The organism is Pseudomonas sp. AG1028, assembly GCF_007993955.1.
In the GTDB taxonomy this organism is placed as follows: Bacteria; Pseudomonadota; Gammaproteobacteria; order Pseudomonadales; family Pseudomonadaceae; genus Aquipseudomonas; species Aquipseudomonas straminea.
In genome coordinates this window covers 522,604-535,840 of sequence record NZ_VIVP01000001.1, presented here as the reverse complement: position 1 = coordinate 535,840, position 13,237 = coordinate 522,604, and the positions used below count along the sequence as shown (strand labels likewise).

At 64.5% G+C, this 13,237-nt stretch carries 13 protein-coding genes and 1 pseudogene; 10 read left to right on the top strand and 4 right to left on the bottom strand.

The window, feature by feature from the left end; genetic code table 11:
• The first annotated feature begins 202 nt into the window (after positions 1-202).
• The 4 genes and pseudogenes from FB481_RS02440 to FB481_RS02425 all read left to right on the top strand — a co-directional run bounded on the left by FB481_RS02440 (position 203) and on the right by FB481_RS02425 (position 3,226).
• The gene (locus FB481_RS02440; protein ID WP_147174968.1) at positions 203-1,003 is read left to right on the top strand and encodes a DUF4349 domain-containing protein; all 801 of its coding nucleotides are present in this window, start codon (positions 203-205) and stop codon (positions 1,001-1,003) included.
• Between the two features lie 180 nt (positions 1,004-1,183).
• A pseudogene (locus FB481_RS02435) lies at positions 1,184-2,272 on the top strand (RnfABCDGE type electron transport complex subunit B); the annotation flags it as partial.
• Between the two features lie 28 nt (positions 2,273-2,300).
• On the top strand, positions 2,301-2,939 hold the full coding sequence (gene nth, locus FB481_RS02430) for an endonuclease III (RefSeq protein WP_093503711.1): 639 nt from the start codon (positions 2,301-2,303) through the stop codon (positions 2,937-2,939).
• A 107-nt stretch (positions 2,940-3,046) separates the two neighbouring features.
• Positions 3,047-3,226 (top strand): PA3496 family putative envelope integrity protein, encoded by a 180-nt coding sequence (locus tag FB481_RS02425; RefSeq protein WP_013792455.1) that lies wholly within the window; start codon positions 3,047-3,049, stop codon positions 3,224-3,226.
• 83 nt (positions 3,227-3,309) lie between these two features.
• Here FB481_RS02425 and trxB read toward each other — a convergent pair whose 3' ends face one another.
• On the bottom strand, positions 3,310-4,257 hold the full coding sequence (gene trxB, locus FB481_RS02420) for a thioredoxin-disulfide reductase (protein ID WP_147174966.1): 948 nt from the start codon (positions 4,255-4,257) through the stop codon (positions 3,310-3,312).
• 229 nt (positions 4,258-4,486) lie between these two features.
• On the opposite strand from trxB, the gene cysZ reads away from it, so the two are divergent.
• Positions 4,487-5,254 carry a sulfate transporter CysZ gene (cysZ, locus tag FB481_RS02415; protein ID WP_013792457.1) on the top strand — a complete coding sequence of 256 codons (768 nt, stop codon included), beginning with the start codon at positions 4,487-4,489 and terminating at the stop codon, positions 5,252-5,254.
• A 39-nt stretch (positions 5,255-5,293) separates the two neighbouring features.
• Entirely contained in the window at positions 5,294-6,499 is a 1,206-nt protein-coding gene (locus FB481_RS02410; RefSeq protein ID WP_147174965.1) for a glycosyltransferase family 1 protein, read from the top strand.
• A gap of 39 nt (positions 6,500-6,538) precedes the next feature.
• On the opposite strand, the gene FB481_RS02405 is transcribed toward FB481_RS02410, so the two are convergent.
• Both FB481_RS02405 and FB481_RS02400 read right to left on the bottom strand, forming a co-directional pair.
• Positions 6,539-7,021 carry a glutathione peroxidase gene (locus FB481_RS02405; protein ID WP_013792459.1) on the bottom strand — a complete coding sequence of 161 codons (483 nt, stop codon included), beginning with the start codon at positions 7,019-7,021 and terminating at the stop codon, positions 6,539-6,541.
• A 137-nt stretch (positions 7,022-7,158) separates the two neighbouring features.
• Positions 7,159-7,644 (bottom strand): peptidylprolyl isomerase, encoded by a 486-nt coding sequence (locus FB481_RS02400; RefSeq protein ID WP_070887949.1) that lies wholly within the window; start codon positions 7,642-7,644, stop codon positions 7,159-7,161.
• Here FB481_RS02400 and FB481_RS02395 point away from each other — a divergent pair.
• The 4 genes from FB481_RS02395 to FB481_RS02380 all read left to right on the top strand — a co-directional run bounded on the left by FB481_RS02395 (position 7,537) and on the right by FB481_RS02380 (position 12,283).
• A complete protein-coding gene (locus tag FB481_RS02395) occupies positions 7,537-7,956 on the top strand; it encodes a DUF3565 domain-containing protein (RefSeq protein WP_306109827.1) in 420 nt (139 codons plus the stop codon). The two genes, FB481_RS02400 and FB481_RS02395, sit on opposite strands and share 108 nt — an antisense overlap.
• Positions 7,957-9,141, top strand: a complete 1,185-nt coding sequence (locus tag FB481_RS02390) for an acetate kinase (RefSeq protein ID WP_147174963.1) — start codon at positions 7,957-7,959, stop codon at positions 9,139-9,141.
• Positions 9,142-9,154: 13 nt separating this feature from the next.
• Entirely contained in the window at positions 9,155-11,248 is a 2,094-nt protein-coding gene (gene pta / locus FB481_RS02385) for a phosphate acetyltransferase (RefSeq protein ID WP_147174962.1), read from the top strand.
• A gap of 135 nt (positions 11,249-11,383) precedes the next feature.
• Positions 11,384-12,283: an acyltransferase gene (locus FB481_RS02380; protein ID WP_093503723.1), complete on the top strand. Its 900-nt coding sequence runs from the start codon at positions 11,384-11,386 to the stop codon at positions 12,281-12,283.
• A gap of 252 nt (positions 12,284-12,535) precedes the next feature.
• Here the strand turns inward: FB481_RS02380 and FB481_RS02375 are convergent, their stop codons facing one another.
• Positions 12,536-13,192, bottom strand: coding sequence for an OmpA family protein (locus FB481_RS02375; protein ID WP_093503725.1), 657 nt, complete (start codon positions 13,190-13,192; stop codon positions 12,536-12,538).
• Between the last annotated feature and the right edge of the window lie 45 nt (positions 13,193-13,237).

The following is a 13,237-nucleotide window of genomic DNA, read 5'->3' as shown; positions in this document are numbered from 1 at the left end:
GGAGCTGGTAATCAAGTGATAAGCGGCCGTTTGGCGGCCAATTGTGGGAACGGGTGGGGACGCCTAGTTCACGCCCGCGATTTCGCGCGCATGGCGCGCTCCCACGAAAGCAGGTCGATGTCCGCTATCGTCCCTTTGCTGGCGAACATACGCGCTGGAAAGCCATGCGCGAAAGATCGCGAACTGTTTCCGAGGTGCAGGGATGCTTTTCTCTAAATCCCGCTTTCTGACCACCGCTCTAGCCCTGCTGGCCCTGGTCGGCTGCTCGCCGTCTGGTGACGGTCGCGCACCGGCCGGCGCTGCGCTGCTTGGCGAAACGGCACAGCCAGGCGCCTTTCTCGCCTACGAACACAGCGTCGGTATCCGCCTGCCGGTCGAGCAGGTCGAGCCGCGCCTGGCTGCCGTGCGTGAAGCGTGCAGCAGCCAGCGCTTCGGCCAGTGTGATCTGCTGGGCATCGAGCAGAGCCAGGGCGCTTACCAGGCCGCCAGCATTACCGTGCGCATCGTCCCAGCCGGCGTCGAGCCCATGGTCGGCTTTGCGGGCGACGGCGGTGAGTTGCAAAGTCGGCATACGCGCGCCGAAGACCTCGCCCAGGCGGTCAGCGATACCGAGCAGCAACGCCAGCGCCTGGAACGCCAGCGCAAGACGCTACTGCAGTACCAGGCCCGCACCGATCTGAGTGTCAGCGACATGCTCGCCATGGCCCGCGAGTTGGCCGATGTGGAAGTGCAACTGGCCGGCAACGCCCAGCAATCGGCGCAGCAACAACGGCGATTGACCACCAATCTGCTGACCCTGAGTTTCAGCACCGACGGCGAGCCGGTCGGGCGCCTGGCGCGTATCGGTGCTGCCGCCAGCGGCATGCTCGACAACGCCACCGAGGGCGCCACCGAAGCCATCCGCCTGCTCGGCTACGGCATTCCCTTCGTCATCATCCTGTTCCCGCTCGCCCTGCTGGTCCGCTGGCTGTGGCGCAAGGCCAGCCGCGTTCGCAAAGCCTGACCCGTCGCCGTGCCCTGTACCGGGCGCGGCGCATGCCGGATAATGGCCGGCTCACGCTTGCACCAGACCTGCTCCGCCGATGATCGACTTTCCCCACATCGCCTGTTCGTACCGTCATGGCTCGCGCCTATGCCGTCGAGCCTGGGTGCGCCCATGAGCAATGCGCAGCGGATCGCTGCCATCGACGCCCTGCTGCCACAAACGCAATGCGGCAAGTGCGGGCACCCCGGCTGCCTGCCCTACGCTGAAGGCATCGCTGCGGGTGAGGCGATCAACAAGTGCCCACCCGGCGGCATGGCGACCATTCATGCCCTCGCCGACCTGTTGCAGGTGCCCGAGCTGCCGCTGGCCTTGCCTGCCACGCCGGCCCAGGTGGCGGTGATTCGCGAGGCCGAGTGCATCGGCTGTACCAAATGCATCCAGGCCTGCCCGGTGGACGCCATCGTCGGCGCCGCCAAGCTGATGCACACGGTGATCGGCGACGAATGCACGGGCTGCGAGCTGTGCATCGCCCCCTGTCCGGTGGACTGCATCGACCTGATCACCCTGGCGCCAGCCGAAGCCGAGGTACAACGCGCCCATGCTGACCAGTTCCGCGCTCGTCACCAGCATCGCCAGGCCCGCCTGGCACGCAACGATGCCCGCCGTCGCGCGGCTCGCCCGGTACGCCCCGCACAGGTGGAAACGCCCGTCCAACAATCGGCCGCTACGCCCTCGCTGAAGCAGGCGAAGATCGATGCCGCCATGAGCCGCGCCCAGTGGCAGAAAGCCCAGAAGGCCTTTGGTGACTCGCCCAGTGATGAACAGCGCCAGCAACTCGCGGCCCTGCAACAGGCAGCCGAGCGCGATCAACAGCGCCTCGCCGAGCTGCAGGTGACGCCCGCACTGGACGCGCCAAGCCCAGGCGAGCAGGCGCTCAAGCAGGCCAAGATCGACCTGGCCGGCCACCGCATGGCCCTGAAGGCCGCCGAGCGCCGCGGCCTCGACGAACAGGCCCTGGCGCCATTGCGCAGCGCCTATGCCGCCGCCCAAGAGGCTCTGCACCTGGCTGAAGAACGCTGCGGCAAGCCCGCGCCTGACCCTGTGCTGGTCGACAAGGCTGGGCTCGGCGCACCGCTGCGTCAGCTGAAGACCGACCTGGCCTACGCTCGCGCCGAACTCAGCAAATTGCAGCGCAGTGAGCCGGCTGACAGCACCAAGATACGCGATGCCCAAGCGCGCCTGGCAGAGGCAGAACGCCGCCTGCAGGCGCACAACAGCGCCAGTTAGAGCGCCACGACAGACCTGATGCCCGACCATGAACGCCACCAAACGCCTTGAAATCTTCCGCCGCCTGCACGAAGACAACCCCGAGCCCAAGACCGAGCTGGCCTACAGCACGCCCTTCGAGCTGCTGGTGGCGGTAACGCTATCGGCTCAGGCTACCGACGTCAGCGTCAACAAGGCCACGGCCAAGCTGTTTCCGGTGGCCAATACGCCAGAGGCCATCTACGCCCTGGGTGTAGAAGGGCTGAGCGAATACATCAAGACCATCGGCCTGTACAACAGCAAGGCCAAGAACGTCATCGAGGCCTGCCGCATTCTTATCGAAAAACACGGCAGCCAGGTGCCGGACAATCGCGAGGACCTTGAAGCCCTGCCCGGCGTTGGTCGCAAGACCGCCAACGTGGTGCTCAACACCGCCTTTCGCCAACTGGCCATGGCCGTGGATACGCACATTTTCCGGGTCAGCAACCGCACCGGCATCGCCCCTGGCAAGAACGTCGTGGAGGTCGAGAAGAAGCTGCTCAAGTTCGTGCCCAGGGATTATCTGCTCGACGCCCACCACTGGCTGATCCTGCATGGCCGCTACGTGTGCCAGGCGCGCAAGCCGCGCTGTGGCAGCTGCCGTATCGAAGACCTGTGCGAATACAAGCAGAAGACGTCGGACGATTGATGCTTCATAGCTTTCTGATATGAGTTGATTGAAAAAATCTTTTTTACTCCCTTCACGTTTGCCCTTATAAGGTCGGCAAATGGCCCCTGTAGCCGGGAGTGAAGCGCATGAGCAACGGCAAAGAAGACCTGGAACTGGACGACGACTTCGTCAGCGACGAAACGGACAGCAGCGAAGCCCCGGTGGAAGTGGCGAAAACCAACCTCACTAAGCGACGCATCATCGACAATTTCCTCGAGGAGCGACGCCTGCACAAGCAGCTGGCCGAGTACGATTTCGATCTGTAAACCGGTCACCAGCGGCGAGACATGAAAAAATGCCCGTATCCATGGATACGGGCATTTTTCGTTGCGCGACTCGCACCGGACATTTACAGCCCGTCGAGAAAACGCTCCACATCCAGCGCCGCCATGCAACCGGCACCTGCCGAGGTGATGGCTTGGCGGTAAACGCTGTCGGCCACATCGCCAGCAGCGAACACACCCCGCATGGTGGTCGCCGTGGCATTGCCATCACGCCCACCATTGACCTGCAGATAACCGTCCTTGAGCGCCAGTTGCCCTTCGAACAACGCGGTATTGGGCGTATGGCCGATGGCCACGAACAGGCCATCCACGGCCAGATCGCGTGTACCGCCATCCTGCTCGCGAATGCGTACGCCGGTAACGCCCGAGTCGTCGCCCAGTACCTCGTCCACCTCGGCATTGAGCGCCAGCACGATACGCCCTTCGGCCACCCGCGCCTGCAGCTTGTTCTGCAGGATCTTCTCGGCGCGGAACGCGCCACGGCGGTGAATCAGGGTCACGCGGCTGGCGATGTTGGCCAGGTACAGCGCCTCTTCCACGGCGGTATTGCCGCCGCCGACCACCGCCACTTCACGGTTGCGGTAGAAGAAGCCGTCACAGGTGGCGCACGCCGAGACGCCCTTGCCCATGAAGGCAGTCTCACTCGGCAAGCCCAAATAGCGGGCACTGGCCCCGGTAGCGATGATCAGCGCATCGCAGGTGTAGGAAATACTGTCGCCTACCAGGGTGAAGGGACGCACGGCCAGGTCCACGGCCTGGATATGGTCGAAGACGATCTCCGTCTCGAAGCGCTCGGCGTGAGCCTGCATGCGCTGCATGAGCTCAGGGCCGGTCAGGCCATGGGCATCGCCAGGCCAGTTGTCGACCTCGGTGGTGGTGGTCAGTTGCCCGCCGGCCTGCAGGCCGGTGATCAGCAGCGGCTTGAGATTGGCCCGCGCGGCGTAGACCGCCGCGCTATAGCCAGCCGGCCCGGAACCGAGAATGATCACACGGGCGTGTCGGGTATTCGACATCAGAGACTCCTCACAGCGCAGTGCTGCAAAAAAAGCCGCCACCGGCCGCAAGCGGTCGGACATCGGCGGCTGAACAAGGGACGCGAGCAGACTAGACCGCGCGGCCCGTGCCATGGAAATGCGCTTTGCCAATCCCCGGGATAGCGGCGCGCTATCGCCCTGCCCGGCTTTCACCCACGCCACAAAATGGGTAAGGTCGCGCCACGATCACTTGTTGGAGACAACCCCGATGCGCGCTCCCGTGCTGTCCGGTCCGCAATACCTGGGCGAAGGCCTGAAGCTGGTCATGAGCCCCGGCCTGCGGCTGTTCGTGCTGTTGCCGCTGGCGATCAACCTGATCCTGTTCAGCCTGATGATCGGCTTTGCGGTGCAGCAGTTCAGCGGCTGGGTGGACACCTTCATGCCGTCGCTGCCGAGCTGGCTGAGCTTTCTGCAATACATCCTCTGGCCGCTGTTCGTGGTGCTGGTCATTCTCATGGTGTTCTTCACCTTCACCATGGTGGCCAATATCGTCGCGGCGCCCTTCAACGGCTTTCTCGCCGAGAAGGTCGAGGTGGTGGTGCGCGGCCAAGACAACTTTCCGCCGTTCAGCTGGGGCGAGCTGATCGCCATGGTGCCGCGCACCCTGGGCCGCGAGGGGCGCAAGCTGGCGTATTTCCTGCCACGGGCCCTGGGCCTCTTGATCCTGTCGTTCATTCCGGTGGTCAACCTGGTCGCGGCGCCGCTGTGGCTGCTGTTCGGCGTGTGGATGATGGCCATCCAGTACATCGACTACCCCGCCGACAACAACAAGGTCAGTTGGCAGGACATGCTCGCCTGGCTGCGCGAGAAGCGCTGGCAGTCCCTGGGCTTTGGCGGCATTACCTACGCCGCGCTGCTGGTGCCCTTCGTCAACATCCTGATGATGCCGGCTGCGGTGGCGGGCGCGACCCTCTTCTGGGTGCGCGAAGGCGGGGTGAGTTCGGGCACGGGCGCTGTCACGCAAACGCCACGCTGATGTCACAAACGCTACATGACAGCAGCACAGACTGCTGTCATGAGCACTTCCCCGCTATTCATCGCCCTGGTCAGCGAGACCTACAGCCCGGAAATCAACGGCGTGGCCAATACCCTTGGCCACCTGGTCAAGGGCCTGCGTGCCCGTGGCCATCGCCTGCAGTTGATCCGCCCCCGCCAGCACCACGAAGCCCCCGCCGCCAGTGACGACGACCTGCTGCTCACCCGCGGCTGGCCGCTGCCCGGTTACCGCGGCCTGCAGTGGGGCCAGTCGGCGCGCCACAAGCTGCTGCGCCTGTGGCAGCGTCACCGCCCGGATGTGCTGTACATCGCCACCGAAGGCCCACTGGGGCTGTCCGCCCTGCGCGCAGCACGGCGTCTGCAGATACCGGTGATCAGCGGCTTTCACACCAACTTCCAGCAGTACACCGGGCATTACGGCATCACCCTCTTGACCCGCCTGCTGACCAATTATCTGCGCTGGTTTCACAACGCCTCGCGCATGACCCTGGTGCCCAGCCTCAGCCAGCGCTGCGAGCTGCAACGTCGCGGCTTCGAGCGCCTGGAACTGCTCGCCCGCGGTGTGGATGCAGCGCTGTTCAACCCGGCCCGGCGCAGTGAAGAGCTGCGCCGCAGCTGGGGCCTGGGCGAGCAGGACATCGCGGTGCTGCATGTCGGCCGGCTGGCCGCCGAGAAGAACCTGGAGCTGCTGGTCACCACCTTCCAGGCCCTGCAGCGCCAATCTGCCGGCAAGCGCCTGCGGCTGGTGGTGGTTGGTGACGGGCCACTGCGTGAGGGCCTACACAAGCGGCTGCCGGATGCGCTGTTCTGCGGCATCCAGCGTGGCGAGGCGCTGGCGCAGCATTACGCCAGCGGCGACATCTTTCTGTTTCCCAGCCTCTCGGAAACCTTTGGCAACGTGCTGCTCGAAGCCATGGCCTCGGGGCTTGGCGTGGTCGCCTTCGATCAGGCCGCCGCCGCCCAGCATGTCGAGGATGGCCACAACGGCATGCTGGCCAGCGCCGATGATGAACGCACTTTTATCGACGCGGCCAGCTGGCTACTGGAGAACGGCGAGAACCTGCGTCGGGTGCGCCTCAACGCCCGGCAGCACGCGGCCAGACAAGGCTGGTCGAGCATCGTCGAACAGTTCGAACAGCACCTGCACACCGCACGGCTGGACAGCTGCGTGCCGAAGGCCGGCCGCAAGCCAACCCTGGCGATCGAGAGCAAACGCGCGAATTGAGATCGGGAAGATGACGGGCCGCAGACCGCGGCCCGAGAGTCAGGCCAGTGCCTTCTCGATGGCCTGGATCAGCGCCGGATCATCCGGCGCGGTGCGCGGCGAGAAACGCGCGAGCACACGGCCATCCTGGCCCACCAGAAACTTCTCGAAATTCCAGGTGATGTCGCCGGGAAACTCCGCGCCCTCACCGGCCAGCAGACGATACAGTGGATGACGACCGCTGCCGTTGACTTCCAGTTTGCTGCTCAGCGGAAAGGTCACGCCGTAGTTCAGGCTGCAGAACTGGGCGATGGCTGCCTCATCATCCGGCTCCTGCCCGGCGAACTGATTGCAGGGCACGCCCAGCACGCTGAAACCCTGGGCGGCATAGGTCTGCTGCAGGCGCTCGAGGCCGGCATATTGCGGCGTGAGGCCGCATTTTGAGGCGACATTGACCACCAGCACCACCTTGCCCTTGAGCGGAGCCAACGGCAGCTCCTGGCCGTCTAATGCGTGCAGTGTCAGGTCGTGGAAGGCGCTCATGATGGGTGCTCCGGGTAAAGCGAGGCAGTGAAGATAAAACGAAAAAGGCGCCTGAAAAGGCGCCTTTCCATGACTGCAGCTTAGCAGTCACTCATGACCATCTGCCAGCAGCGACCGATTCGCTGCCGACATACGGATCAGTGGTGATGACCACCTTCGCCATGGATGTGGCCATGGGCGATTTCTTCCTGGCTGGCGTCGCGCACGTTGACGACCTTGACCGCGAAATTCAGGCGCTGGCCGGCCAGCGGGTGGTTGCCGTCAACGATCACGTCATCGCCTTCCAGCTCGCGGATGGTGACGATCTGCATGCCGCCGTCCGGGCCGGAGGCGTGGAACTGCATGCCGACTTCCAGCTCGTCGACACCTTCGAACATCGAGCGGTTCAGGGTGGCAACCAGTTCGGCGCTGTATTCGCCGTAGGCTTCTTCGGGCTCGACGGCAACCTTGACTTCGTCACCGGCCTGCTTGCCGACCAGCGCCTTCTCGAGACCGACGATGATGTTGCCGGCACCGTGCAGGTAAACCAGCGGCGCGCCGCCAGCGGAACTATCGATCACCTCACCGGCATCGTTGGTCAGGGTATAGTCGATGGAAACGGCCTTGTTGGCGGCGATCTGCATGGGGCGAACCTTTTGCTCGAGGAAAATGAACGTGTAAGTGTAACCAACGGCGGTGGCGAAAGCGACCCAAGCCCAGACGGGCGGGCCGCATCCACGGTCGTCGTGGTCGGTTTTGAGCAAGATCATGACGGCTATTGGGTGGCTGTCCTATCCTGCGGCCATACTCAACACTTGCGCCATCAACCGCCCTGGCAAAATCGCGCCTGGGTGCTCGACGCCACGCAGCGTCAGGCGAGAATCGGCACGAACTTCACCTGTGGCTGGTGTGTCGCAACATCAGTTCCAATGCTTCTGGATGCTAAGGACTTCTGAATGCCCGCACGCAATATTCTGGTGATCAACTGCGGTAGCTCTTCCATCAAGTTCGCCCTGGTCGACCCCGATCAGCAGGCGTTCGCCATCAGCGGCCTGGCGGAGCGGCTCGGCAGCGCCGATGCGGTGCTGCACTGGCAACTGGGCGGCGTCAAACACAGCCAAGCCATTCCCGGCGATGACCATCGCGCCGCACTGGCCCACCTGTTGCAGCGCGTGCAGGAGGCCACTGGCGGCCAACTGCACGGCATTGGCCACCGGGTGGTACACGGCGGTGAACACTTCACCAGCGCCCAACGTCTTGACGACGCGGTGATCGCCGCGATCCGCGCCGTCGCGCTCCTGGCGCCGCTGCACAATCCGGCGGGCCTGCTGGGCATCGAGGCGGCCCTGGCGCTGTACCCCGAGCTGCCCCAGGTGGCGGTGTTCGACACGGCCTTCCACCAGAGCCTGCCCGAGCACGCCTTCCGCTACGCGGTGCCGGAGCAGCTGTACCGTGATCACGGCGTACGCCGCTATGGCTTCCACGGCACCAGCCACCGCTTCGTCAGTGCCCGCGCGGCCGAACTCACCGGTCTGCCGGCGAGCGACAGCGCCTGGCTGGTCGCCCACCTGGGCAATGGCTGCTCGACCTGTGCGGTGGTCAATGGTCAAAGCCGCGACACCAGCATGGGCCTGACGCCACTCGAAGGCCTGGTGATGGGCACGCGCAGCGGCGACGTCGACCCCAATCTGCACAGCCACCTCTCGCGCACCCTGGGCTGGAGCCTGGAGCAGATCGATCGCATGCTCAATCACGACAGCGGCCTGCTGGGCCTGTCGGGGCTTTCCAACGATATGCGCAGCCTCGAGCAGGCGCGTGAGGAAGGTCATGCCGGTGCCACCCTGGCCATCGAAGTATTCTGCTATCGCCTGGCCAAATCCCTGGCGGCCATGAGCTGCGCCCTGCCGCGCCTGGACGGCCTGATCTTCACCGGCGGCATCGGCGAGAACTCACCGCTGATCCGCAGCAAGACGGTGGCGCACCTGAGCCTGCTCGGCCTCAAGCTCGACGAAGCGGCCAACGCCCGCTGCCTGCGCGGCGTCAGCGGGCCGATCCACGCGGAGGACCATACACGAGTGCTGGTGGTGCCCACCAACGAGGAGCGCCAGATCGCCCTCGACACCCTGGCGCTGCTCGACTGAACCGGAGAACCCCATGCACACCTTTTTCATCTCGCCGACCGGTTTCGGCGTCGGCCTCACCTCAATCAGCCTGGGCCTGGTCGGGGCGCTCGAACGCGCCGGCCTCAAGGTCGGGTTCTTCAAACCCATCGCCCAGCCGCACCAGGGTGACGCTGGCCCCGAGCGCTCCAGCGAACTGGTAGCGCGCACCCACGGCCTGCACTCGCCCAAACCGCTGGCACTCGCCCATGTCGAACGACGCCTCGGCGACGGCGACCTGGACGAACTGCTGGAAGAAATCATCAGCCTCTACCAGGAGGCCGCCAAGGACAAGGACGTGGTGATCGTCGAAGGCATGGTGCCGACGCGCCAGGCCAGCTATGCAGCGCGGGTCAACTTCCACCTGGCCAAGAGCCTGGACGCCGACGTGATCCTCGTCTCGGCTCAGGAGCAGGAAAGTCTTGGCGAGCTGTGCGACCGCGTGGAAATCCAGGCCCAGCAGTTCGGCGGCCCGAAAGATCCCAAGGTGCTCGGGGTGATCCTCAACAAGATCCGCAGCGACGACGGCCTCGACGCCTTCACCGCGCGCCTGCGCGAACAGTCCTCGCTGCTGCGCCATCCGGAGTTTCGCCTGCTCGGCTGCATCCCCTGGCTCGACGAGCTGAACGCCCCGCGTACCCGCGATATCGCCGAGCTGCTCGGCGCGCGCATCCTCAATGCCGGCGACTACGAGCAGCGACGCATGATGAAGATCGTGCTGTGCGCCCGCGCCGTGGCCAACACCGTGCAGCTTCTCAAGCCCGGCACTCTGGTGGTCACGCCGGGTGACCGCGACGACATCATTCTAGCCGCCAGCCTGGCCGCCATGAACGGCATGCCCCTGGCCGGCCTGCTGCTGTGCAGCGACTTCGCCCCCGACCCGCGCATCATGGAGCTGTGCCGCGGCGCCCTGCAGAGCGGCCTGCCGGTGATGACGGTGAGCACCGGCTCCTACGACACGGCCACCAACCTCAATCGCCTGAACAAGGAAATCCCGGTCGACGACAAGGAGCGCGCCGAGAAGGTCGCCGACTTCGTCGCCAGCCACCTGGATCACGACTGGCTGGCCGCCCGCTGCGGCAACCCACGGGAGCTGCGCCTGTCGCCGCCGGCGTTCCGTTACCAGCTGGTTCAGCAGGCCAAGGCCGCCAACAAACGCATCGTTCTGCCCGAAGGCGCCGAGCCACGTACCGTGCAAGCCGCGGCGATCTGCCAGGCCCGCGGCATCGCCCGCTGCGTGCTGCTGGCCAAGCCCGAGGAGGTGCGCAGCGTGGCCCAGGCGCAAGGCATCGAACTGCCACCAGGCCTTGAAATTCTCGATCCGGACCTGATTCGCGAGCGCTACGTCGAGCCGATGGTCGAGCTGCGCAAGGGCAAGGGTCTCAACGCACCGATGGCCAGCGCTCAGCTCGAGGACACGGTGGTGCTGGGCACCATGATGCTGGCCCTGGATGAAGTCGACGGCCTGGTATCCGGCGCCGTGCACACCACCGCCAACACCATCCGCCCGGCGCTGCAGCTGATTAAGACCGCGCCGGGCTACAACCTGGTGTCGTCGGTGTTCTTCATGCTGCTGCCGGACCAGGTGCTGGTGTATGGCGACTGCGCCGTCAACCCGGACCCCAACGCCGAGCAACTGGCGGAAATCGCCCTGCAGAGCGCCAGCTCCGCCCAGGCATTCGGCATTCCGCCGCGGGTAGCCATGCTCAGCTATTCTACCGGTGATTCGGGCAGTGGCGAGGAGGTGGAAAAGGTTCGCGAGGCCACACGCCTGGCGCGCGAAGCCAACCCGGAGCTCCTGGTCGACGGCCCGCTGCAGTACGACGCCGCGGCCATCGAAAGCGTCGGCCGGCAAAAGGCGCCCAACAGCCCGGTGGCTGGTCGCGCCACGGTGTTCATCTTCCCGGATCTGAACACCGGCAACACCACCTACAAGGCGGTGCAGCGCAGCGCTGACTGCATCAGCGTCGGCCCCATGCTGCAGGGCCTGCGCAAGCCGGTGAACGACCTGTCGCGCGGCGCGCTGGTCGACGATATCGTCTTCACCATCGCCCTGACCGCCATTCAGGCCGCCAACATGCGCCACTGAATACGGCCCGATCCGAACGCGGGTGAAACACCCCGCATTCGGATCGGCTTGCAGTTCCCCCGCCAATCGTTACCCTGTGCGCCATTCACGCCCGCTCTGCTTGCGGGCGCCAACCTGCCTGAGGTTCGCACGCCCATGCTGCACTTTCTCCCTGCCCCCTTGCTTGGTCTCTTGGGCAGCCTTTCCCTGGCGCTGAACACGCTGTTCTGGTGCTGGCCGCTTTTCGCCGTAACCCTGCTGCGTATCCTGCTGCCCCTGCCGCTGGTGCGGCGCGCCTGTGACCGGCTGATGATCTTCATTCAGGAAGGCTGGATCGGCTGCAACCAGGCGTGGATGAACTTGCTGGGCAAGACCCGCTGGCATATCGAGGGCAACCAGAATTTCGATTACGAGCATTCGTACCTGGTGACCAGTAACCACCAGAGCTGGGTGGACATCCTGGTGCTGCAGTACCTGCTCAACCGACGTATCCGTCCGCTGAAGTTCTTTCTCAAGCAGGAGCTGATCTGGGTGCCGGTGATCGGCCTGTGCTGGTGGGCGCTGGGGTTTCCTTTCATGAAGCGTTATTCGAAGGAGTACCTGGCCAAACACCCGGAGAAGAAAGGCAAGGATCTGCAGACCACGCGCCGCACCTGCGCCAAGTTTCGTCACAACCCGGTGGGCATCTTCAACTTCGTCGAAGGCACCCGCTTCACCCCGGCCAAACATCAGGAACAGCAATCCCCCTACCGCTATCTGCTCAAGCCCAAGGCCGGCGGCCTGGCCTTCGTGCTCGACGCCATGGGCGAGCAGCTGCACGGCATGATCAACGTCACCCTGCATTATCCACAGGGCAGCCCCGGTTTCTGGACCCTGCTCAGCGGCCAGTTGGACCAGGTGGTTGTGGTCGTCGAGCAGCTGGAAATCCCCGCCCGCTTCATTGGCCGCACCTACGATCAGGACGAAACCTATCGCAAGGATTTCCAGCAGTGGGTCAATGCGCTATGGGAAACCAAAGACGCCCTGCTGGATGACCTTCGCCAGCAGCATTCCTAAAGTCAGTCCGCCCTTTCTTGAAAGCGTACCGGCCCCGTTTAGCAGGCCTTCAGCTGCGCCGCCGCACGGGCGATACCGATACTGAAGCTAAGCGCGACAGCTCTCGTTCCAAGGTCAGTTCGACTGACTTGCACCGAGCGGTGCAATCTGTCGAGCCTCACAGCCTAGCCAGCACGCACCAGGCAGGCGACAGAAATGAGACAGGCATTAGAACTCCCCGCCCATAGCGGGGGGTTCTAATGGGCAGTTGATCTACAGCGGCCGCAGGTTGATTTCCACGCGGCGGTTCTGTGCGCGTCCAGCTTCATTGGCGTTGCTGGCAATAGGCTGGTTCGGCCCGGCGCCGTAGGCCGAGATGCGCGAGGACGCCACGCCGTTGGCCGCCAGGTAGGACGCCACGCTCTGGGCACGGCGGGTGGAGAGGTTCTGGTTCAGTTCCGCCGAGCCGGTGCTGTCGGTATGGCCGACGATGTTCACACCGTTCTTGTTGAACTCCTTGAAGGTCAGCACCAGGGAATTCAACGTCGGGTAGAAGCTGCTGGAAATGTCCGCCGAATTGCTAGCGAAGGTGATATTGCCAGGCATGATCAGAGTCAGGTCATTGCCGTTACGCTGCACCTGCACGCCGGTACCCTGCAGCTGCTGGCGCAGCTTGGCTTCCTGGGTATCGACGTAGTAGCCGTAACCACCGCCTGCGGCACCACCCACGGCGGCACCGATCAGGGCGCCTTTCTTACGGTCCTTCTTGCTCGAAGTGGCGGCGCCGACGGCCGCACCGGCCAGCGCGCCCACACCACCGTAGATACCGGCTTTGCCCGCCTGGCTTTCACCCGTATAGGGGTTGACCGTACAGCCGGACAGAACAACGAGAACGGCCGTTGCGGCAATCAGGGAGCGGCACTTGAACATGGGTAATCCTTAGAGTCGTGTTACGGAATGGGGCAGTTTTATTCG